The organism is Sorangium sp. So ce204 (assembly GCF_051526795.1).
Classification (GTDB): Bacteria; Myxococcota_A; Polyangia; order Polyangiales; family Polyangiaceae; genus Sorangium; species Sorangium cellulosum_B.
Genome location: NZ_CP150317.1, coordinates 11185463 through 11208092, shown reverse-complemented (window position 1 = coordinate 11208092; position 22630 = coordinate 11185463). Strand labels below are relative to the sequence as shown.

At 71.2% G+C, this 22630-nt stretch carries 15 protein-coding genes; 8 read left to right on the top strand and 7 right to left on the bottom strand.

Annotation, left to right across the window (positions count from 1 at the left end; translation table 11 throughout):
• Window positions 1–17: 17 nt before the first annotated feature.
• From WMF22_RS42255 to WMF22_RS42245, 3 genes are read right to left on the bottom strand one after another with little or no spacing between them, the layout of a single operon-like run.
• The gene (locus tag WMF22_RS42255) at window positions 18–389 is read right to left on the bottom strand and encodes a response regulator (RefSeq protein ID WP_437295591.1); all 372 of its coding nucleotides are present in this window, start codon (window positions 387–389) and stop codon (window positions 18–20) included.
• The gene (locus WMF22_RS42250; RefSeq protein WP_437295590.1) at window positions 386–1045 is read right to left on the bottom strand and encodes a response regulator transcription factor; all 660 of its coding nucleotides are present in this window, start codon (window positions 1043–1045) and stop codon (window positions 386–388) included. Before WMF22_RS42250 ends, WMF22_RS42255 begins: the two co-directional genes overlap by 4 nt.
• Window positions 1042–7053: an AAA family ATPase gene (locus tag WMF22_RS42245; RefSeq protein WP_438033408.1), complete on the bottom strand. Its 6012-nt coding sequence runs from the start codon at window positions 7051–7053 to the stop codon at window positions 1042–1044. The genes WMF22_RS42250 and WMF22_RS42245 overlap by 4 nt, the downstream gene beginning before the upstream one ends.
• Before the next feature lie 613 nt (window positions 7054–7666).
• Here WMF22_RS42245 and WMF22_RS42240 point away from each other — a divergent pair.
• Complete coding sequence (locus WMF22_RS42240; protein WP_437295588.1) at window positions 7667–8197, top strand: sulfatase-like hydrolase/transferase; 531 nt, start codon at window positions 7667–7669, stop codon at window positions 8195–8197.
• Window positions 8198–8478: 281 nt separating this feature from the next.
• Entirely contained in the window at window positions 8479–9579 is a 1101-nt protein-coding gene (locus WMF22_RS42235) for an aldo/keto reductase (protein ID WP_438033407.1), read from the top strand.
• 135 nt (window positions 9580–9714) lie between these two features.
• Here the strand turns inward: WMF22_RS42235 and WMF22_RS42230 are convergent, their stop codons facing one another.
• Window positions 9715–10926, bottom strand: coding sequence for a formylglycine-generating enzyme family protein (locus tag WMF22_RS42230; RefSeq protein WP_438033406.1), 1212 nt, complete (start codon window positions 10924–10926; stop codon window positions 9715–9717).
• Between the two features lie 681 nt (window positions 10927–11607).
• Between WMF22_RS42230 and WMF22_RS42225 the strand changes: the two genes are divergently transcribed.
• A complete protein-coding gene (locus WMF22_RS42225) occupies window positions 11608–12303 on the top strand; it encodes a nitroreductase family protein (protein ID WP_437295585.1) in 696 nt (231 codons plus the stop codon).
• Here WMF22_RS42225 and WMF22_RS42220 read toward each other — a convergent pair.
• Window positions 12300–13949 (bottom strand): serine/threonine-protein kinase, encoded by a 1650-nt coding sequence (locus tag WMF22_RS42220; protein ID WP_437295584.1) that lies wholly within the window; start codon window positions 13947–13949, stop codon window positions 12300–12302. The two genes, WMF22_RS42225 and WMF22_RS42220, sit on opposite strands and share 4 nt — an antisense overlap.
• Before the next feature lie 719 nt (window positions 13950–14668).
• On the opposite strand from WMF22_RS42220, the gene WMF22_RS42215 reads away from it, so the two are divergent.
• The 4 genes from WMF22_RS42215 (at window position 14669) to WMF22_RS42200 (ending at window position 19233) form a co-directional block, all read left to right on the top strand.
• Window positions 14669–15337 (top strand): IS630 transposase-related protein, encoded by a 669-nt coding sequence (locus tag WMF22_RS42215; RefSeq protein ID WP_438033405.1) that lies wholly within the window; start codon window positions 14669–14671, stop codon window positions 15335–15337.
• A complete protein-coding gene (locus WMF22_RS42210) occupies window positions 15276–15857 on the top strand; it encodes a transposase (RefSeq protein ID WP_437294640.1) in 582 nt (193 codons plus the stop codon). The genes WMF22_RS42215 and WMF22_RS42210 overlap by 62 nt, the downstream gene beginning before the upstream one ends.
• Before the next feature lie 127 nt (window positions 15858–15984).
• Window positions 15985–16842: a hypothetical protein gene (locus WMF22_RS42205; protein ID WP_438033404.1), complete on the top strand. Its 858-nt coding sequence runs from the start codon at window positions 15985–15987 to the stop codon at window positions 16840–16842.
• 66 nt (window positions 16843–16908) lie between these two features.
• Window positions 16909–19233, top strand: a complete 2325-nt coding sequence (locus WMF22_RS42200) for a helicase-related protein (RefSeq protein ID WP_438033403.1) — start codon at window positions 16909–16911, stop codon at window positions 19231–19233.
• A 326-nt stretch (window positions 19234–19559) separates the two neighbouring features.
• Here WMF22_RS42200 and WMF22_RS42195 read toward each other — a convergent pair whose 3' ends face one another.
• Window positions 19560–20636 carry a toll/interleukin-1 receptor domain-containing protein gene (locus WMF22_RS42195; protein ID WP_438033402.1) on the bottom strand — a complete coding sequence of 359 codons (1077 nt, stop codon included), beginning with the start codon at window positions 20634–20636 and terminating at the stop codon, window positions 19560–19562.
• A 251-nt stretch (window positions 20637–20887) separates the two neighbouring features.
• Between WMF22_RS42195 and WMF22_RS42190 the strand changes: the two genes are divergently transcribed.
• A complete protein-coding gene (locus tag WMF22_RS42190; RefSeq protein ID WP_438033401.1) occupies window positions 20888–21574 on the top strand; it encodes a queuosine precursor transporter in 687 nt (228 codons plus the stop codon).
• An 8-nt stretch (window positions 21575–21582) separates the two neighbouring features.
• Here the strand turns inward: WMF22_RS42190 and WMF22_RS42185 are convergent, their stop codons facing one another.
• Entirely contained in the window at window positions 21583–22497 is a 915-nt protein-coding gene (locus WMF22_RS42185) for a hypothetical protein (protein WP_438033400.1), read from the bottom strand.
• Window positions 22498–22630 lie beyond the last annotated feature (133 nt).

The window sequence follows — 22630 nt, the reverse complement described above, 5'->3', positions numbered from 1 at the left end:
GGCTGCGCTCGAGCAGCTCAGTCGCCGCGCGTGATCTGATGGATCTCGTCGAGCAGGTCCTTGGGCTGGAACGGCTTGGTCAGGAAGGCCACGGCGCCGGCGCGGAAACACTGCTTGCGCACGTCTTCGTCGCCGTGGGCGGTGAGGACGACGACCGGCAGCCGCGACGCGCGGCGGGTCAGCTCGACGAGCAAGTCGACGCCGCTCATCCCCGGCATGCGGACGTCGAGGACCAGGACGTCCATCGCCTCGATCTTGCCGGCGGCGAGGAACGCCTCCGCGGAGGCGAACGTCTCGACGTTGAAGCCCGTCGACTTGAGCAGGTTGCCGAGCGAGCGGCGCAGCGACGCGTCGTCGTCGACGATCGCGATCAGCCGTTCGTCGTTCATCGGCCTCGTCCTCCGTCGGCACCCTCGAGGTGGCCGAGGCGCAGGGCGAAGCGCACCAGCTCGGCGAGGGAGCCGGCCCGCATCTTCTCCATCACCTTGGCCCGCTGCTCCTTCACCGTCGCCTCGCGCGTGCCGAACTCCGCCGCGATCTGCTTGTTGAGCTGGCCGGCGACCACGCCGCGCATCACCTCGCGCTCGCGGGCGGTCAAGGACTCGTAGCGGCCGGTCAGCGCGGCCAGGTCGTCGCGCTCGATCCGGGCCACGCGGTCGCGCTCGATCGCCTCGCGGACGACCGCGATCAGGTCCTCCGGCCGGAACGGCTTCGTCATGAACTCGACCGCCCCCGCCTTCATCGCCCGCACCGACATCGGGATGTCGCCCTGCCCGGTGAGGAAGATGATCGGCAGGTTGACCCGGGCGTCCGAGAGCCGACGCTGCAGCTCGAGGCCGTCGAGCTGCGGCAGCTTGACGTCGAGCACCGCGCAGCCGCGCGCGTCGGAGTGATCGGCGGACAGGAAGCTCTCGGCGCACGGGAAGGTCTCGACCGTGAGGTCGACGGACGCGAGGAGCCGGCTCAAGCTGGCGCGCACCGACGCGTCGTCGTCGACGACGAAGACCTTCGGGGCCGGGGAGGAGAGGGTCGAGGTCGCGTTCATCCGGAGCTCCGCTGCAAGTCGCGCGAGATCGCCGTGAGCGAGAAGCCGAAGGTAGCACCGATGCCGGACGCGTTGGGCTGCGCCCAGAGCCGGCCGCCGTGGCGCTCGATGATCGAGCGGCTGATCGCCAGCCCCATCCCCAGGCCGTTGGTCTTGGTGGTGAAGAACGGCTCGAACAGGCTCGCCGGGTCGGCCCCGCCGATGCCCATGCCGCAGTCCTCGACCTCGACCACGACCGACCCGTCGGCGTCGCCCCGCTCGACGAACGTACGAACCGTGATGCGGCGGCGGCTCGGCTCGACGTCGCGCGAAGCGTCGTTCGCGTTGAGGATCAGGTTCAGGACCACCTGCTGCAGCTGGACTGGATCGCCGACGACCGCCGGCAAGCTCGGCCGTAGCGCCGTCTCGAGCACCACCTCGGACTGCAGCAGCTGTCGTCGCACGACCGGCAGCACCGCGTGGACGACGGCGGTGAGGTCGCACGAGTTGGTCTCGATCGACGAGCGGGACAGCAGCGCCCGGATCCGCCGCAAGATCTCGCCGGCGCGGCTGCCCTCGCTGGCGATCGCCGCCAGCGAGTCGCGGACGTCGTCGAGCTTCGGCCGCGGCGCCGCCAGCCAGTTGGTGCACGCCGCCGCCTCGGCCATCATCGCGGTCAGCGGCTGGTTGATCTCGTGGGCGATCGACGCCGCCAGCTCGCCGAGCATGGTGATGCGGGTGACGTGGGCGAGGTCGGTCTGCGCGCGGTGGAGGGCCGACTCGGAGCGCTCGAGGTCGAGCTCGGCCCGGCGATGGACGAGCGCGTTGGCGAACACCTCGCCGAGGATCCGGAGGCGCTGGCGGATCGGGTCGGTCCACAGCACGTACCGCGAGGTGCACGCCAGGTTGAGCGACGCGCTCGTCACCCCGCCGACCACCAGCGGCAGCGCGATGATCGACTTGATCCCCATCGCCTCGAGCGCGAGCCCCTCGTCGCGCTTGTGCTCCGGCATCCGCATCACGTCGTGGACCGGCACGTCCTCGCCGCGGCGCAGCTCGTCCACGCTCTCGCGGAACATCGTGACCGTGCTCGGCGGCAGCGCCACGCCCGACTTGGCCCACGTGTGCGTGCTGACGGCGTCGGTGCCCGAGTGCGAGAACCAGAAGATGAAGATGCTGTCGACCTCGAAGAAGCCGCCGACCTCGGCCAGCGCCTTGTCGATCTCCGCGTCGAGGCGGTCGGTCGGCGAGGCCGCGAGCCGGCTCGAGATCGACGAGCGCAGCGTCCAGAAGCGGACCCGCGCGTCGAGCTCCTCCTCGACCTGCTTGCGATCCTCGATGTCGGTGCTGGTGCCGTACCACTCGACGATCCCCCGCTCGTCGTACAGCGGCTGCGCCCGCGTCAAGAACCAGCGATAGACCCCGTCGGCGCGGCGCAGGCGGGCCTCGAACGAGCCTGGCTCGCCCGACCGCACCAGCCGCTGCCAGTGCGAGCGCGCCGCCTCCGTGTCGTCGGGGTGGGTCGCGCTCGGGTGGCGCTGCGCCTGCGCCTCCGCCAGCGAGAGGCCGGTGTAGTCGAGCCACTGGCGGTTGAAGAACGTCGCCGAGCCGTCAGGCCGGGCCGACCAGGCGAGCGTCGGGATGGTGTCGATGATCCGCGTCAGCCGGCCCTCGGAGCGGCCCACCTCGGCGTAGAGGCGCGCGTTCTCCAGCGAGATCGCCGCCTGCGACGCGAGCAGGGTCAGCACGGCGATCCGCTCCGACGTGAAGGCGTGCGGCGTGAGCGTGTTCTCGAGCTGGAGGACCGCGATCAGCCGCGACTGCTTGGCGAGCGGCAGGCACAGCAGCGAGCGGCAGCGGCGCGCGGCGATGTACGGGTCGCCCGCGAACGGGTGCGCCTGCAGGGCGTCGTCGAGGAGCACGCTGTCGCGGGTGCGCACGACGTACTGGATGACGGTCTCCGGCAGCTCCTCCGCGGGCGCTCCGGCGTCGCGCAGCCGCACGGCCACGCCCTCCTCGCGCGTCGTCGCCACCGCGGCGACCTCGACCTCGCCGCGCGCCAGCGTCACCAGCACCCCGCGCGTCGCCCCGGCGCTCTCGACCGTCGTGCGCATCAACGCCTCGATCAACCGCTCGGGGACGATCTCGCTCGACAGCGCCTGCGACGCGCGGAGCACCGCCGCGACGTCGAGCCGCTCGAGCAGCGTCTCGCCGGACGACACCACCGAGCGACCGGCCCGCAGCCGCCGCGAAAGCAGCTCGACCTTGCCGCGCGCGCCCCAGCGGTCGTAGAGGTCCCGCGCCTCGCGGGTGTACGCCGCCGCGATCGTGGCGAACCCGCGGCGCTCGTGGAAGCGCGCCGCCAGCTCGCTGGCGACCGCCTCGAACTGCACGAAGCCCTCCTCGCGCGCGAGCCGGATCGCCTGCTCGTAGGTGCGCTCCGCCGCCAGCTCGCGGCCCTCCAGGCGGGCCAGCTCCGCCTCGACCATCGCCGCCTGACAGCCGAAGGTCTGCGGCGAATCCTCGGCCCACGCGGCCAGCTGGGCGTGGTGCGCTGCCACCCGCTCGACGTGACCGCCGCCCGCGCTCCCGTCGCTGACCGCCGCGTGGGCCAGCGCGGAGTACAGGTGAAACTCGGCCTCCTCGTAGAACCGCTCCGCGACGTCGATGCGCTCGCGCGCCCGCGCGGCCAGGGCCACGGCCTCGTCGTAGCGCTCGCGGTGGAAGCAGCCCTGGAGCTCGCGGACCCAGCGAAACACGGCGAGCAGGGCGCCCGAATCGTACGGGTCGCTGAAGGGCCGCTCGTCGCCGGCCGCCGGGGCTCCGTCGCCGCCGAGCGGCGCGCGGAGGGTCCGGATCAGGTCGAGCTGGGCGCCGATGAGCTCCGTGGCGAACGCGGAGCCGGCCTGGCGGGCCACGCCCAGCGCGCCCTCGGCCTCGCGCTGGACCTCGGCCAGCGGCGCGCCCGCGGCCAGGAGGTAGGTGACCGCGAACCCGGCGCAGTACGCCCCGTAGGGGTCGCCGCTCTCGAGCGCCTTCTCGCAGGCCCGCTTGGTGATCGAAAGACTGGCCCGCAGGTGGCTGGTCCACGAGATCACATGGGTCGCGAAGACCATCAGCACGCGCGCCGCGTAGCGGTCGAACCCGCGCTTCTCGACCAGGTCGGCGCTCAGCTGGCCGAACCGGTAGCCGTCGCGATGCGAGGCGAAGCGCGGCCCGATCACGCTGGGGAGCAGCGAGAAGGCCAGCGCCGAGCCGTCGGTGTTGCCGTGCTCGAGGCTGAGCAGGACGATGTGGAGGATGAGCAGCGCGTAGAGGTTCTTGTCGACGAAGTACGCCGGCGTCGCGAGCAGCGACAGCACGTCGATCGCGGCCCGGCGCCGCGGGTCGGTCATCCGCGGCAGGTCGAGCAGCGACTCGATCGAGCGCTCGCCCATCCGCGCGCGCATGTCCTGGTACTGCGCGCGCACCTCGTCGTCGGTCGGCGCGGCCGGCAGCGCGATGCCGACGCCGCGCAGGTAGTCGCGGCCGATCGGCACCACGCGATCGAACCGATCGGTGGTCGTGTACAGGTGGATCTGCACGCACACGATCGCCGCGAGGTCGACCGGGTCGGTCACGCGCGACGAGAGCCGCGACAGCCGCGCCTCGGCCGAGTCGCTCGCGCCGCTCAGCCACTCGCACTCGGCGACGGCCAGCTCGATCGGGAACGCCAGCGCCGGGCAGCGCTGCCAGCTGTCGGCAGGCAGCAGCGCGCGCGCCTGCGTCAGGTACCTGAGCGCCTGGGCGTACGCGCTCGCGGCCTTGGCCCGCCCGCCCGCGAGCAGGTTGAGCTCCGAGAGCAGCAGCCGCTCATCGTCCTCCACGACCAGCGACGAGCCGCCGTTGTACTGGTTGACGATGTCGAACACCGCCTCCTCGCGCCGCTCGCCCGGCGTGCTGGCCAGGAGCCTCCGCGCGATCCGCCGGTGGGCCGCCGGGCGCTCCGCCTCGCTGAGCAGCGCGTACGAGGCCTCGCGCACGCGGTCGTGGAGGAACGAGTAGGCGCCGTCGAGCTGGTACACAAGGCCCGCGCGGATCGCCTCCGCCAGCGCCGCGTGGATGTGCTCGCCGTGGACGTCCTCGAGCGTCCGCGCCGGGGCCGTGCGCCCGAGGCAGGCGAGGTCCTTCAGCGCCTCGCGCGTGGCCGGGGGCAGGCCGCCGAAGCGCGTCATCATCAGCTCGATGACGTTGTCGGTGAAGTTCTGGGCCTGGATCCGCGCGACGTCCCACGTCCAGCTGCCGCTCGCCGGGTCGACGCCGATCAGCGCGTCATCGTAGAGCGCGGAGGCGAACTGGATGGCGAAGAACGGATTGCCGCTGGTCTTCTCGTAGACGAGCCGCGCCAGCGGGCGCACGTGCTCGCGGCTGCAGCCGAGCGCCCCGCCGAGGATCTTCTCGACGTCCTGCACCTGGAGCGGCGGCACCGCGATCTCGCGCAGCGTCGCGCCGGCCGCGGTCATCCGCTCGAGCGCCCGCGAAAGCGGGTGCCCGGCGCCGACGTCCTTGTCGCGGTAGGCGCCGACGACCAGCAGATGCTTCACGTCGTCCTGGCGGATCACGTGCTCGAGCAGGGCGAGGGTCGCCTCGTCGGCCCACTGCAGGTCGTCGAGGAACAGCACGAGCGGGCGCTCGGCGGTCGCGAAGATCCCGAGGAAGCGGCGGAACACCGCGCAGAAGCGGTTGTTCGCCTCCTCCGGCGGCAGCTCGGCGACGGGGGCCTGTTCACCGATGACGAGGGCCAGCTCGGGCACCAGGTCGACGACCAGCTTGCCGTTCGGTCCCAGCGCGCGCTGCAGGGACTCGCGCCAGCGCGCGACCTCGTCCTCGCTCTGCGCCAGGATCGCGCGCACCGCCGTGCGGAGGCCCTGCGCGACCGACGCGTACGGGACATCGCGCGTCGACTCGTCGGCCTTCCCGCAGGCGAACAGCGCCCGCGCCGGCAACAGCGCGCGCCGGAGCTCGTTCACGAGCGACGACTTGCCGGCCCCGGGATATCCGGTGACGAGCACGAGCTCCTTTTCGCCGGCGGACACGACCCGGCCGAAGGTCGCCAGCAACTCGTGGATCTCGCGCTCGCGGCCGTAGAGCTTCTCGGGTACGCGAAGCCGCCGCGAGACGTCCTGCGCGCCGAGCCGGAATGGTTCGACGCGCCCGAACGACTCCCACTCGGCGAGGCAGCGCCGCAGGTCGGTGAGCACCCCGCGCGCCGACTGGTAGCGGTCCTCCGGGGCCTTCGCCAGCAGCTTCGTCACGATCGCCGAGATCGGCGGCGGGATCGCCGGCGCGAGCTCGTGCGGCGGCCTGGGCTCCCGCGCCAGGTGCCCGTGCAGCAGCTCCGCCGGCTCGGTGGTGCTGAACGGGAGCACGCCGGTGAGCAGCTGGTAGAGCGTGACGCCGAACGAATAGAGGTCGCTGCGCGCGTCGACCGGGCGGTTCATGCGCCCGGTCTGCTCCGGCGCCACGTACGCCAGCGTCCCCGCGGGCACCGGCGCGCCGGCGTTCTGCTGCTCGCGCAGCGACAGCGACGCGATGCCGAAGCCGGTGAGCCATACGGCGCCGGCCCGGACGTCGACGAGGATATTGGCCGGCTTGAGGTCCCTGTGGGTGATGCCGCGGTCGTGGACGCGGTCGAGGGCGATGCCGAGGCCGATCGCCACGCGCAAGAAGGCCGTCGTCTCCCACGGGCGACCCACGAGGCGCGCCAGGATCTCGCCGCCCGGATCGCTGAGGACGAGCGCGAGCCGTCCCACCGCGCGCGCGAGCCCCAGCGGCCGTGCGCCCCACGACGGCTCGATCGCGTGGCGGAGCGCGAGCTCGTGCTCGAGGCGGGCGATCAGGCCGATCGCGGTGAGGATCCGCGCGCCGTCGCTGCGACGGAGCCCTCGCGACAGGCCGACCTCGCCGTCCTCCCAGAGCGGCTCCAGATGAACCACGTCGACCGGCATCGGCTCGCCGGAGCCGTCTCCACCGGAATTTTCGGGCGTCATTGCTGCCATGGTCATCGAGCGTGAAAGGTCGAGCGTCCTGCTGCGGGACGGTCCGAGTCTACCCGACCACCACGGATGCCCGGCGCGGACCGACACCCGACCTTGGTCGGGTAGCGAGCGCCCGCGCGACGCTGTTTCCGGCGACGGCTCGTTATCGGCCGGCTTTTCTGGCAGGACCTCTGGCAGGACCTCGGGCCGTCGCTCCGCGGCGAGAGAATTGTCTTGTATAACGTCGTAGTTTCCGTTATAACGGACGTATGTTTCCTTGCCTCGTCGCCATGCGGGCGTTCGGTGCTCGCTCGGGGGCGTGCTGCCGGACGAGCACTTGTCGTTCTTGCTGTAGTTAGCCGCATGCGCCGCGGCGCGCGCTGCGGCGAGGAGAACAGCGACGCAGCGCCTCCGCGTCCCCGGTGACGTGCGGCGCCGTCGTTCGTCGTGACGGCCGAGCCACGCGGCTCATCACCGTCAGAGCCCGCCCTTTCTCGTGGCGCGCCCGGCCGAGCTTTTGCCGGTGCGCGAACCGAGGTGTCCCTCCTGGATGACGGCGGAACCTCGCTCACGACGACGTTCGACTCCGGCATGCGGCGCTTCCGGCACTTCCAAGGAGACAGGTATGAAGCGGTTCTTCGAACGCCATCGATGGATTGGCTCGGCGCTCGCGATCGGGCCCTGGTTGCTCGCCACGCTGCTCGGCCCGATCGGCTGCGGAGGCGATGACGACTCGGGCAGCGGCGGCAGCGCCGCTCAGACGGGCAGCGCGAGCGGCGGGTCGGGCGGTTCGGGCGGCGCCGGCAGCGCCACGGGCGGTGCCGGCGGCGGTGGCAACTCGGGTGAAGCTGGCGCGACGGGCTCGGGCGGCGGCGGTGCAGCGGGCTCGGGCGGCGGCGGCACGATCGTCGAGCTGCCCAACATCGTCACGATCGTGGCCGACGATCTCGGCTTCTCGGACCTCGGCGCGTTCGGCGGCGAGATCACCACACCGAACCTCGATACGCTCGCCGCCGAAGGCCGCATCCTCACCGGGCACCGCTCCGGATCGCTGTGCGCGCCGACCCGCGCGATGCTGGTCTCCGGCACCGACAGCCACGCCGTCTCGTCTCGGACGGCCATGAGCTCCTTCACCCCCAAGCGGTCACTACCGTGAACGGGGTCGTGAACGTGAACGTGGTCGTGGTCGTCGACGGCAAGATCGTAGACGTGAACGTTCCTCCGGTATCTTGGCCGATTGTCGCTACCTCCGTTTAGTTCCGCGGAACGTTCACGTTTACGACCGAGCCGTTGACGATCACGACCACGACCACGACCACGTTCACGACCGCGTTGGTGACTGTTGGGGGGCGGGCGCTGGCGCCGCGCTCGTGCCTGTGTTCGCATGGCATGTCCCCTGCAATCGAGCTTCGCCCTGAAAAGGAGCATTGCCCTGTCATGACGAAGCGACCTTCTCGGCGGACCTTCCTCCACGCTGCGGGCGCCAGCCTCGCGCTCGGCGCGTGTGCGGGGAGCGCGCAGCTGCGGCAAAACGCTACATCCCCGGGCGCGGGCGCTCCGGAGCCTCCCGAGGGGCCTTCCTCCGGGGCGCCAGAGGAAGAGGACGTCGCGCTGCCGGCGGGCGGCGTGATGCCGACGAGGGCTCTCGGGCGGACCGGCGTGAAGGTCAGCCTCCTCGGCCTCGGCGGCTACCACATGGCGGTCCCCGGCGACGAGCAGGAGAGCATCCGGCTCGTTCGCTTCGCGATCGATCACGGGGTCACCTTCCTCGACAACTGCTGGGATTACCACGACGGCAAGAGCGAGGAGCGCATGGGCAAGGCGCTCCAGGACGGATACCGCGGCAAGGTCTTCCTGATGACCAAGCTCGACGGCCGCACCCGGGCGACGGCCGAGGCGCAGCTCGAGCAGTCGCTCCGGCGGCTGCGCACCGACGTCATCGATCTCGTGCAGATGCACGAGATCATCCGGAGGAGCGATCCCGAGCAGATCTACGGGTCCGGCGGCGCGATGGAGGCGCTCGTGGCCGCGAAGAAGGCCGGCAAGATCCGGTTCATCGGCTTCACGGGGCACAAGGACCCGGACATCCACCTCGCCATGCTGAAGATGGCCGAGCGGCAGGGCGTCCCCCTCGACACCGTGCAGATGCCCCTCAACGTCCTGGATCCCCATTACCGGAGCTTCGAGAAGGCGGTGCTCCCGGTGCTGACACAGCAGGGCATCGGCGTGCTGGGGATGAAGCCGTTCGCCGGCGGGGAGATCGCGAAGGCGGGCGTTGTCTCGCCGAGTACCTGCCTGCACTACCCCATGAGCTTGCCGACGTCGGTGGTCATCACCGGCTGCGACAGCCTGGGTGTCCTCAAGCAGGCGCTCAAGGCGGCTTACACGTTCCAGCCGCTCGGCGGCGAGCACGTCGCGGCGATCCTGGCGCGCACAGCCGAGCTCGGGGCCAGAGGAGAACACGAGCAGTTCAAGACCACGGAGCGCTTCGACGGCACGACGAAGAACCCCCACTGGCTGACGACCGCGAACCTTTGAGCGGGAGCCCGGGGGCTCCCAACGCAAGGGGGGCAAGCCTCGCCACGGGTGAGCGTCGAGCCCGTCGCCGAGCGCGGCGAGGCCCGCCTGGCCCGGGTCAGCAGGACAGATCGGAGGGGTCGCGTCGACTCGTCGCTACGGTGTCCTCGCGCACCGGGTTCCGATGTTGTTGGCGCGGACCGACGGGTCATAGTCGTAGCGGCGGGAATAGTGCAAGTCTGACGCACTGCTGTTCCAGCTCCCGCCCCGGATCACCCGGCTCGAAGCAGGAGAAGCAGTAGACGTGATGGCGCAATCGTTGCAGCTGACTGGGTAGTCTGCGTACCAGTCCAAAACCCACTCCGACATATTCCCGGCCAGATCCGAGTGCCCCCACCGCCCGTCTCCGCGCGGCTTCGACCCGACCGGCAGGATGTCGCGTAGCTCGCAACGCCCCGCGACGCTCCCAGCCCCGGTGCAGTTGTAGACGGCGCGATCGCCGTCGATCCCGGAGCCCCACGGATATTCCCGCTGCTCGTCTCCGCCCGCTGCCGCGTAGTTCCACTCCGCCTCCGTCGCCAGCCTCCCCCCGTCCCACGCGCAGAACGCGAACGCGACGTACCAGTCCAGGCAGTGCATCGGAAGGTGCTCGTTCGCGCCGGCCTCGTCCGTCCATGTCTGGTAGGCCCCACTGCATTTCGCGGCCTGCCTCAAATCCGCCGCGTTTTCTGGGAGAGCCCACTCCGCATTCCAACCGCTCCCATCGATTAGCGGATGCGCCCCCGCTCCTTCCGCAGGCTTGCTCCCGGGATACGCCTCCACGAACTTCCGGAACCGCCCTACCGTCACCTCGAACCGATCCAGCGCGAACCTGCTCACCGTCGCCGGATACGCTGCGTCGTTGCTCCGGTTGAACGTGCCCCCGGGCACCGCTTCCGCCGTCGCGCAGCAGCTTTCGTTGCCACTCGGCCCGCACGCCTCAACCAGTCCGACACAGCTTGGTGGGACGCATTTTCCTGCGTCGCACACGGGCGCTGCCGCGCGACACGGCTCCGCATCTTTCAACGCTCCGCGCCCATCGCATCGCTGCGGCTGATTGTCCGCGCAGCGCACGTCGTCCGGACCGCACTCCCCGATGCACTCCCCCTCGACGCAGGTCTGCCTGACGCATGGGTCGCCGTACTCCCACCGCCCATCGACACATCGCCGCGGCGTGTTCTCCGAGCACTTCGCATCGCTGGCAAAGCACTCCGGGTCGCCCCCCAGCGCCCCCAGCGCCCCCAGCGCCCCCACGGCCTCCACCTCCGCCGGCGCCGCCGTTGCCGTGCGCCGAACCGCCGGTTCCCCCCGCCCCAGTCCCGGAACCATCGCTGCTGCCGGCGCTGCCGGCCGCTCCGCCCGACCCTCCGCCTGGTACGTAGCTGGACCAGTCCGCGCCGATGAGCCACCCGCAGCCGCCGGAAGCGCATGCCACAACCCCGACCACGGCGATCGTTGCCCACGCGCCCGCGAACCTGTTGCTCGCCATGCCGTAGAGAGCGCCGCCTCCGCCTCGTCCGCATAGGGCGCGCGCAGCACGTCGGCCGTGCTCGGACCGAACAGCCCGGAGGTGGCGAACGGAGGGCCGGCTGCTGGCGTGGTGGCGGGGCGGGCCTCCGAAGGGCTGGAGTTTCGAGGGGCTGAAGCGCCGCCCCCAACCATCACCGGGCGTGTCGAGCCCGGGGTAGCTCGCTCGTCGTGCAGCCCGGAGCGCGCCGGTTCAGAGGATCCGGCGCGCTCCCCGCGGGGCTTCCGTGGTGGAGGAGCCACCGGGCGAGCGGCGCCCAGGCCTGGTCGACGGCGTCCGTGGCGTGGGAGGTCGCCGTGCCCGAAGTCCTCGTCCTCGCGCGCGGGCGCGAGGTGCCTGACGACAGGAGCGGCGACGTCCGTGGAGGCGATGAGCGCGGTCCACCCGAGTCGGTCTCGCTCCGCCACGCGGCGATTCGACCCTGGCCAGGTCGTCGAATAGGATTGTGATTTCAATGAGAAGATCTGGAGAGGCAGGCGGTCATGGACGTCTATGAGGCAGTCAGGAGCCGGCGGGCGGTGCGCGGATTCACCGACCAGCCCGTCTCGAGGGAGGTGCTGGAGCGCGTGTTATCCGCAGCGGCTTGGTCGCCCTCCGGGTCGAACCTCCAGCCGTGGAACACGTACGTGGTGACCGGCGCGCCGCTGGCTGAGCTCAAGAGGCTCGCCGTTGAGCGCGTGGCTGCAGGCGACCCCTGGGACGAGCGGGAGTACGAAATGTACCCGCCGGGAATGAAGTCCCCGTACAGAGAGCGCCGATCCGCCTTCGGCAGGGAGCGCTACGCCTCGCTCGGCATTGCTCGCGAGGACTGGGAGGCGCGGCAGAGGGCCGCGATCGCCAACTGGGACTGTTTCGGCGCGCCCGCCGCCCTGTTCTGCTACATCGACCGTGACCTGGGCCCGGCCCAGTGGGCCGACACAGGGATGTATCTGCAGACCGTCATGCTGCTGCTGCGCGCCGAAGCGCTGCACAGTTGCCCGCAGATGGCGTGGTCGCAGGTTCGCAAGACCGTCGCGCAGGTCCTGTCACCCCCGGACGGGCTCATCCTCTTCTGCGGCATGTCGATCGGCTACGAGGACCCCACGGTCGGTTACACCCGTACGGGCCGGGCGCCGCTCGACGAGACGGTCAAGTTCATCGACGGTCTCAGTCCGCGCTCTTCAGCGACGGGATACTAGAAGCCGAAGGTCGGATCCTTCTCGGAAGCGCCCTTGCTGGAGGGCGCCCCCTGAGAGGGCCGCCTGGCCGGGGGAGGCGCCTGCGGGCGCGCAGGCCTTGGCGTGGCCTTTGCGGCGCCAGGTGGGGGGGCGGCCGACGGGGGGGGCGCCGAGGCGGAGGCCGCGCTGGTCGGGGCCGACGAAGCCGGCGTGGCGGGGACGGCGCTCGCGCTTGGGGGAGGCAGGGCAGGCGCCTCCTCCACCCGTGTCGGCGGTGCAGCGGACGCCGGAGCGTCCGGCGGAGACGTCGCCGCCGGGGCAGCGGTGACCTCGGGAGCAGGCGAGCGAAGCAGGACGACGGCGGCGATCCCCAGGCCGACCACGAGCACGCTGGCAGCCACGGCGAGCACCGCCCGCGACGGGGCGCGACGATCCACGGGCGGGGGCAGCGCGCCTCCCACGGCCTCGAGCGTGCCGCTGGCGGTGAGCGTGCCGCCAGCGGCCAGCGTGTCGCTCGCGCCCACCACGCCACCCGGGACACGCGTGCGGTCCTCGACGACCGTCCCGCCCGCCGCCAGCGTGCCGCCGGCGGTCACCGCGTCGTCCAGGGCCACGGTGCCACCCCCGGCCGGCGCGACGCCGTGAGCGTGCGCGACGCCGTGAGCCGGCGGGATGCCGAGAGCCAGGGCGATGCCGTGAGCTGGCGCGACGCCGTGAGCCGGCGCGACGCCGTGAGCTGGCGCGCTGCCGAGAGCCGGCGCGACGCCGTGAGCCAGCGCCTCGGTCGAGTCCAGCGAGTCGCGCGAGTCCGGGACCGCCGTGCGCTGCACCGCCGCGGCGAACGCGCGGGCGAGCTCGCTCGCGCTCTGGAACCGCTCCGCGGGCTCGCGCTTGAGCGCGCGCTCCAGGAAGCGGTCCAGCTCGGGCCAGAGATTCGGCGCGAGCTGCGAGGCGACCGGGATGTCGCCCGTGCAGATCTCCACGAGCACGTCGCCGAGCTCTTCGCCGGGGAAGGGCAGCTGGCCCGTGAGGCACTGGAAGATGATCACGCCGAGCGACCAGAGATCGCTGCGGAAGTCGATCGTCTTGCTCCGGCGCACCTGCTCGGGGCTCATGTAGTGCGGCGAGCCGATGAGCGTGCCGGTCTTCGTCGCGTCGGCGGCCAGCCCGGTGCCGATCGCCTTGGCGACCCCGAAGTCGAGGATCTTGACGATCTCCTCGCCCTGCCGCGCGAGGAAGATGTTCGCCGGCTTGAGGTCGCGGTGGATGAGCCCCACCTCGTGCGCGCGGCGGAGCGCCTTGGACACCTGGCTCACGATGCCGAGCAGCTCCTCCGGCTCGAGGCGCCCGTGGCGCGCGAGGTACGCCGCGAGGTCCTCTCCCTCGAGCAGCTCCATCGCGAGGTAGGGCGTGTCGCCCTCGAGGCCGTAGTCGTAGACGTGGACCACGTTGGGGGTCCGGAGCTGGGCCGAGGCCTTCGCCTCCCGCTCGAACCGCGCGCGCGCGACGGGGGAGTCGACGTGCTGCGGCATCATGAACTTGAGCGCGACCTCGACGTCCAGCTGGAGGTGCCGGGCCACCCAGAGAAAGCCCATGGCGCCGCCCGCCAGCGGCCGCTCCAGGCGATACTTCCCACCGACGACGCTCCCCGCTTCAAGCGACAGCATGCGATCGAGCCTTCCGCGTCCCAGCGTCCTTCCGTTCGGGCCCCCGCGGTCTAGCAGAGGCCGGGCCCCATGTCGCGCTCCTTACAGCGGCCGGCATCTCGCCTCATCATGCCACGGGCGCGGCGACGCGACGAAGGCCGAGCGCGCGCGGGCTGCTGTCGCATCTTCTCCTTCCCCGCACCGGCAGGCCGCTCCCAGGCCCTCCGGGCGCTCCGCGGCATCGAGGCCAGGGGCGATGTCGCTGAAGAGGGAGAAGCTGCTCCCGCCCAGGTGGCCCAGGGATCTGCTCCCGTGCATGCAATGTTGGTGAAATTTTCCGGCTATTCAGGCGTTCGGGGCCCGCCGAGCGCCGACGTCGATGCAGCCCAGAGGTAAAGGCGAGCTGCCGTGCTCGTCCGTGACACGGGCCAGCGCGCTGCGTGCGCGGGAGCCCGATCCCCAGCTTCAAGGCCCACGTCTTCGACCGCCGCGTCCTTCACGCTCTCCGGCGGTGCGCTCACGCACACCCCGAACCTCCGCGCGACGAACGACCACTCTCCTATCCATCGATTCGCGCCCCCCAACGCGGTGGCGGTACAGCGCTGAAGACACGATTTCTGAACGCATCGATGTGGCGCATGTAATGGCCATATTCTTCTCCTCCCCATGCGCGATGTCGCTCTCCATCATTTCGCAAAAACAGCACGCCTCGCGCGAAAATTGGCTTGCTGGCGCGTCCGATGAATCCCATTCTCGTCACCACATCGATGCGCAGCAAATTCGACGCCTTAGAGCGGCTTTCAGTCGAGTCTGCTACAGCCCGAGCTCGACCGCACCGGATCGTGGCACAGGACCTGCCCAAGGTCTGCCCCATGAGCCCGTACAGTCTCGATCTGCGCCGGCGAATCGTCGATGCCTACGTCAACGGCGAGGGGAGCATTCGGGAAATAGCGGAGCGTTTCTCGGTCGCGCCGAACACTGTGCAGAATTACCTCACCCAGGTGCGCGCGACAGGCAGCCTTGCGCCCTTGCCGCACGGTGGTGGAGTGGGGCCGAAGATCGACCGGGCGGGGCTGGATGAGGTGCGCAAGCTGGTCGAGGAAAAGAACGACCGGACGCTGGCCGAGTTGGCTGAGCAGTTCGAGCAGCGGCAGGAGGTGCGTGTCAGCATCCCGACGATGCATCGGGCGCTGCAGCGGCTGGGCATCACGAGAAAAAAAAACGCTTCGAGCGAGCGAGCAGTATCGGCCCGCCGTCCGCAAGCGCCGCGCTCAGTTCCGGCGGCGAGCACGAAGAGTAGGCGCACGCCACATCACCTTCTTCGACGAGTTCGGTCTGCATCGCGGGATGGCGCGGCGGTACGGTCGTGCGCGTCGCGGGCGTCGGGCGCACGGCAGGGTGCCGTGTAACACCGACCCGAAGATCACGCTCATCGTCGGGCTGAATCTCGGCGGCGCTGTAGAACCGATGGCCTTCGAGGGGTCCATGAACGGCGCCATCTTCGAGGCGTACATCCGCGACCGGATCGCTCCTCGAGTGCAGCCCGGCGATGTGATCGTTGTCGACGGGCTGGGTGCACACCGTGCTCCCGGTGCTCGCGCTGCCGTCGAGGAGCGCGGGGCAAAGTTCTGGATTTTGCCGCCTTATTCGCCTGACCTGTCGCCGGTGGAAGGCTGCGGCAGCAAAGTCAAGGAGCTCACCCGCGCCGCCGCCCCGCGCTCGGTTCCGCAGGTATACCGAGCCATGGGCCGAGCCATCGGTCTGGTAACTGATCGCGACGCCAAAGGTTGGTTTCAGCACGCCGGCTACATCCGTCCACCGCGTCGCCCACCTCCCTCGCGTGCCGGCGCAACCCGGAGGATGGCGCCGCCCGGCGAGCGCTCTCGCGCTCCGCCAGCGGGGATGCCCTGCAGCATAGGGAATCAGTGAGCCCGAGCAGCAGCTTTTGTACCAGACCCAGCTGAAAACCGCTCTAGGCAAGAGCGTCCTGCGCGAGACCCTCGGTCTCGTCGGCGGCGCCGACACTCAGGTCGAGGTCATCGCAACATCCCAGACCATGGACATATGGTACGTGCCCGATCCCGCCCGCGCCCCGTTGCGCGCAGAGCTCGGCCTGCTCGGCGAGCTCGCGGCAGAGCCCTGCCAGTTCGAGCCCTTCCACGACACCCCCGGTCCGGCCGAGCTGCGCGGCTGCGTCCGCAAGCAGCTCCACTGGCACCATGAGCTCGAGCGCCGCGCCGGCGGCGCCGTGCCCTTCCCGCGGCTGTGCGTCCTCAGCAGCGGCCGGCCCACCACCGTGCTCGACGCGTTCGGCTTCGACCCGGTGCCCGGGCGCCCCGGCCTCTACCGGGCCGCGCCGGGATGGCGGATCGACCTCGTTGTCATCGCCGAGCTGCCGCGCACCCGAGACACCCTGCTGCTGCGCCTGCTCGGCGCCCGCACCGTGCTCCGGGATGCCATCCGTGAGCTCGTCGCCCTGCCCGACGACGCCTGGGAGAGGGGCATCGCCCTGCCCTGGCTGTTACGATTGCGCTTCGAGACCCCGGCAGAGCCCTCGGCGCGCACCGCAGAAGACGCGGAAGAGGAGGAGATCGTGACGGAAGTTCAGCAATGGTTCGAGCAGCTCAAGCAGTCGCTACGCGACGAGGCGCGCAAGGAGGGCCTTCAGGAGGGGCGCAAGGAGGGCCTCCAGGAGGGGCGCAAGGAGGGCCTTCAGGAGGGGCGCAAGGAGGGGCAGCTCCGGGTGCTGGCGAGCCAGTTCGAGAAGAAGCTGGGCCGACCGCTGACCGAGATGGAGCACTCCCTGTTGGCTGAACGGTTCGAGCGCTTCGGCGCCGATCGCCTCGACGATGCCAGGCTGGCGCTCCCGCCCGAGGCGCTCGCCGCCTGGCTCGCGGACCCGACGGCGCGCTAGGACCACCGCCCTCGGCGCGTCGCGCAGGGGCGTAACCGCGGCGTCCGGTACTAAGCTGCGTGCGCCATGGTCGACGCTTCCCCCATCACCGCCGTCCTGGGCCCGACCAACACCGGCAAGACCCACCGCGCCATCGAGCGCATGCTCTCGCACGACTCGGGCATGATCGGCCTGCCGCTGCGGCTGCTCGCGCGCGAGGTCTACGACCGGGTGAGCACCCAGGTCGGCGAGGCCCGCGTCGCGCTCGTGACCGGCGAGGAGAAGCGCGTCCCCAGGCGGCCGGACTACTGGGTGTGCACCGTCGAGGCGATGCCCGTCGATCTGGAGGTCGACTTCCTGGCCATCGACGAGATCCAGCTCGCCGCGCACGACCAGCGCGGCCACGTGTTCACCGAGCGCCTGCTCCTCTCGCGCGGCCGGCGCGAGACATGGTTCCTCGGCGCCGACACGATGCGGCCGCTCGTTGCCGAGCTCGTGCCGACCGCAAGCATCGTCCAGCACCCGCGCCTCTCGCGGCTCGCGAGCGCCGGCGCCGGCAAGCTCTCGCGCCTGCCGCCGCGCAGCGCCGTCGTCGCGTTCTCGACCCCGCAGGTCTACGAGATCGCCGAGCGGCTGCGCGCGCAGCGGGGCGGCGCGGCCGTGGTGCTCGGCGCGCTCTCGCCGCGCACGCGCAACGCGCAGGTCGCCCTCTTCCAGTCGGGCGAGGTCGACTACCTCGTCGCCACCGACGCGATCGGCATGGGGCTCAACCTCGACGTGCGCCACGTCGCGTTCGCGGCGCTCCGCAAGTTCGACGGGCGCGCCGTGCGCGACCTCGACCCCGCCGAGCTCGCGCAGATCGCCGGCCGCGCGGGCCGGCACCTCGCGGACGGGACCTTCGGCACCGTCGCGCCGCTCTCGCTCCCCGACGGCGTGGCCGCCGCGATCGAGGCGCACCGGTTCCCCCCGGTGCGGCGGCTGCTCTGGCGGAGCAGCGCGCTCGACATGAGCTCGATCGACGCGCTCCTCGCGTCGCTCAGGGCGCGGCCGCGCGCCCGCTCGCTCCGGCTCGTCGACGACGCGGAGGACACGGCCGCGCTGGCGAGGCTCGCCGAGGACCCGGAGGTGCGAGCGCGCGCGCGGGGTGAAGAGGCGGTGGGGCTCCTCTGGGAGGTCTGCCGCATCCCCGACTTCCGCAAGCTCCTGTTCGAGTCGCACGTCGCGCTCCTCGCCGAGATCTACGGGCAGCTCTCGGGCCCGAGCGAGGCGCTCGACGCCGGCTGGATGGCCGCCCGGGTGGCCGAGATCGACGAGGTGGGCGGCGACATCGACACGCTGATCACGCGGATCGCGTCGATCAGGACGTGGACGTACATCTCGAACCACGCGCGCTGGGTCCGCGACGCGGCGGCGTGGCAGGAGCGCACGCGGGCGATCGAGGATCGCCTGAGCGACGCGCTCCATGAGCGGCTTGTGCAGCGCTTCGTCGAGCGGGGCGGCGGGGCGGGGCGCCGCTTGCGGGCGGCGTCGGGCGCGCGGGCGGCGTCGAGCGCGCGGTCGTCGCCGGGCGCGCGCCGGGACGAGGCCGAGCCGCCGGTGGTGCCGGAGGGGCACCCGTTCGCGCGGATCGCGGCGCTCCGGGCCCGGCTCGCGCCGGGGCCCGCGGCGCCCGCGCCCGAGGACGACCGGGCGCGCTGGGTCGAGGAGCTCGTGGGGGCGCCGCACGAGCGGTTCTCGGTCGACGTGGGCGGGCGGATCTTCGACGGCGAGCGGCTGCTCGGCCAGCTCGCGCGCGGCCCGACGCTGCTCCTGCCCGACGTGCGGCTCGCCGCGCTCGAGGATCTCGGCGCGGGGGCGCGGTCGCGCGTGCTCCGGCGGCTCGTGGCGTTCGCGCGCGATCTCGTCGAGGCGCTGCTCGCGCCGCTGCGCTCGCCCGAGGTCCGCGCGCTCCCGGCCGCGGCGCGCGGGATCGTCTACCAGCTGGAGCAGGGGCTCGGGACGGCGGCGGCGCGCGACGCGGAGGAGCAGGTCGCGGAGCTCGCGCCGGAGGGCAGGGCGCTGCTCGCGGCGCACGGCATCGAGGTGGGCGAGCGCGTGCTCTACGTGCAGCCGCTGCTCCGGCGCGGCGCGCTCGAGCGCCGCCTCGCGCTGTGCGCCGCCTGGTTCGACAGCGGCCAGGTGCCCGCGTGCCCGGCGCCCGGCGCGGTGTCGATGGCGGTCGCGCGGGGCGTGGATCCGAAGGCGTACGCGGCGATCGGCTACCCGGTGTTCGGGACGCGGGCGCTCCGCGCGGACGTGGCGGAGCGGGTGCTCCGGGCGCTCGCGAGCGGCGAGCCGGCGGAGCGGCTCTCGGGCTGGATGGGGTGCTCCGCGCGGGAGGCGCCGAGGGTGGCGGCGTCGCTGCTGGGGTAGGGGAGAGGAGAGCGGGCCGGCAACGTCCGACGTCGAGGTCGAGCGCAGAGGGCCGCGGATCCTCGGCGACGTGCCGCCCAGCGCGCCGAGGACGCCAAGAAAAACACGAAGATCCTGGCGTCTCGTGGCGGCTTGGCGGTTTCATCATTCCGGCGACGTGGGGGAGCTCCCCCACCACCAGAGGGTCGCCTGCCTCTCGTCGGCCGCACGAGGCACCCGGAGGTCGAGCCGGGCCGTGTGCTCACCGAACGGCGACGATCCGGCGACAGCCTCGCGAAACGACGCGCGCGTTGCGACAAGCATTCATCCTTGAGTCCCTCCTCCCCTCACCAGCTGATTTCACAGGTAAGCTCGGGGGTGCCTCTCGACTCGCCGTGCGCAATAGCCCACTTGACGTCGTTCGACATGGCGCGTCGCACGATCTCCTCCATGACCCCAACAATCCACCAACGAAGCAGCACCGAAGGGGGGCCGAGAGCGCCGATGGTCAGCACCACCTTCCTGGTAAATCCGGTGTCGACACGCCAAGATCCGGACGTGAAGAGGCACGACAGGATGCGGGTCGTACGGTGCAGGACGGGCACGACGTCCACCGTCGGCACCGCGTAAACCGAGCGCACGAGCTGGTGCAGGTCGCCGCTGACCGCCAGTCGACCGAAGTCACGCCAGCGCTCGGGATCCCGCAGGACCAGCGACGTGGCGAGATCCATGTAGGTCGTGAGGGTCTCGAGATCGTATCTCGCGAGCAGATCGATCGACTCATGGCGGAGGTCGTCGCGGCAGTGTTCGGGCATCTGCGCCACGACCTGGTCGCGTGCGCTCCTGCCGCGCTCGTCGATGAGCGTCCGATCGATGCTGCGCAGGACAACACCGCTGACTCGAACCTGTCCTGCGGCGCTCGCCCGGCGCGGCTGTCCCGGGGTGACGCTCGGCCGCGTGAGGCGCGTCACGACGACGGCTTGCTCGATGCGCGCCGCGACGTCGGCCCAGGCGATCTCGGGGTCAGGGGAGCTTGCCAGCGGCTCGCCGCCCGCGGGGAGGGGCGTCAGGAACGCGAGCGCCGCAGCGCTCCAGTCGCACGGGCGCAAGATGATCGGAATCACCCGCGCGCCGCCGCCGGTCAGCAGCCGCCGACGCGCCTGCTCGACGTCGGCGCCGCATTCGTCGTCCGCCAGGAAATCGGCGCTTACCAGCAGCAAGATGATACGGGCCTGCGCGAGCCGGGTGGCGGCCGTCGCGCTCCGTTCCTCGTTGGCCCCGAGCAGCCCTCTGTGCCAGGGACGGATGAGCCCCTGCCGGACGAGCGGGCCCAGATGGCTATCGAGGCGACACCTCAGCGCCTCGTCCTCATGCGCATAGGAGATGAAGATGTCGATCGCCAGATCGGCCACGCTCGCGAGCATACCAGGATCGACGACGAACGCGCAGGAGTTCGTGGCGTCCGCAAGGTCGATCCTGCTGGCCCCCGCGCCTGCCGACCGTGGCCGCGCGAGCACGGAAACGGGTGCGCCACGCAGCGAGCCTCGCCGGGGTCGTCGTTGATTCTTTGTCCTCGCCGCCGGCGGCCATCTAGGCTCGCGGCGCCGTGCGATCGATCCACCCGGGCTCAAGACTGCGGCGGCCCCCGAACCTGCCTTGAAACGAGGCGATTCTCATGTCCGAATTGTCGTCCAGGAGCGCGAGCCAAGATCTGACGAGCGCCATCAGGCCGGCGGCCATCATCGTCATCTCGTTCTATATCGCGGCGCAGCTCATCAGTCAGATCGCAAGCCTCAAGATCGGCGTCGTCTTCTCGCTGGCCGTGGATATGGGGACCTTCATCTATCCCCTCACCTTCACCTTGCGGGACATGGTCCACAAGACCATCGGCAAGCGCGGCGCCCAGACGCTGATCTTTTGCGCCGGCGGGGCCAATCTCCTGATGGCCCTCTATCTCCTCTGGGCCGCGCAAGTGCCGTCCGACCCGTCCTGGGGGCTCGGCGAACAGTTCTCGGCGATCCTGAGCCCGGTGTGGCGAATCGTGTTCGCGAGCATCGTCGCGGAGGTCGTGAGCGAGCTGCTGGACACCGAGGTCTTCCATCGGGTCCGCGAGGCCTATCTGAGAAAAGCGGGCCCCAGGCGCCAGTGGCTCGCGGTCCTCGCGAGCAACGCGGTCAGCGTCCCGGTCGACAACCTGCTGTTTTGCTTCGGTGCCTTTGCCTTTGTGCTGCCGTTCGACGTGATCCGGCAGATCTTCGCCATCAACCTGGCGACCAAATTCGCCATGACCCTGATAAGCCTGCCGGGCATCTATCTCGTGCCCGACAAGACAGGCAAGGACGCCCCCGGGCCGCAGGCATAGCCCGCTGCTCAGGGCTTGCAGTAATCTTTGGCCGTCTGGACGGCGGCGACGGTGAGCTTCACCGCCTTCGCGCCGCCGGAGATGACGTACTCGGACGCCCCGTAGATGTCCGCGCCCGGCGCCCAGTTGTACGAATATCCGAGCCTGGTCCACGGAAAGCCCGTGGGCGTCTGGCCCTTCGCCGGCACTTGCCACGACGACATCGCATGGTTCGTGAACCACCTGTAGTAATCGGCCGGCGCCAGTGAAGGCTGCTTTTCAGGCAGCTTCGTCCCGTCGCAGGAGTCGGTGTCGACGCGGGCGTCCGTGCAGGGGCGGAAGATGCTCGCGGCAGGCACCCCCGAGAAGGTGACGAACTGCCGCTCCGTCGTGTCCGCGGGGAGCGGCGGCTGCGGGGCTGACAGGCCGAGGACCTGGTGGATCTGGAGCACCACATCGCCTGTCCACGTCTTGCACTTGTTCTGGAGCTCGCCGTTGCTCGTGACCCACACGTCCCACTTCACGTTCACGGGCTGCTGCGCCACGTAGGCGCCGCACTTGTTCGGTCCGCCGTCGCCCCGGCAGCCGGCCCAGGTGGTCACGGTGTAGGTGCCGTTCGCGTCGGGCTTGAGCGGCACGAGCTTGCGCGCGGCAGCGGGCGTGACGACGGCGGACTTGAAGATCGCCTCGCTGTAGAGCGCATCGAGATCCACCGCCGCGGGGGCCGCCGGGCCGGGCGTGGCTGTCGCCGGCGCGGTGGCGGCCGCCGCCGGCGCGGTCGCGGCCGGAGCGGGGCTCGTCGCAGGGGCCGCGGGCTCCGGGCTGGGTGACGGGGCGGTGGCCGCGGCGGGAGGCTGGGCCCCCGACGCCGCGACGCACGCTCCGAGCGGGAGCAGGAACAGGCTTGTCATGGCCGCCGTCGCGGCGCGTGAGGATCGGATCATCTTCGCGGCTTCTCCTTGGTTGCCGGACAACACTATCCGACCCGCGGCGCCGGCTACAGCTTCACGCTCATCAGGACCGATGGTCGAGGGCGGGCGGGGGTCGGAGGCTCTCGACGCGTGCAAAGCCGGCACG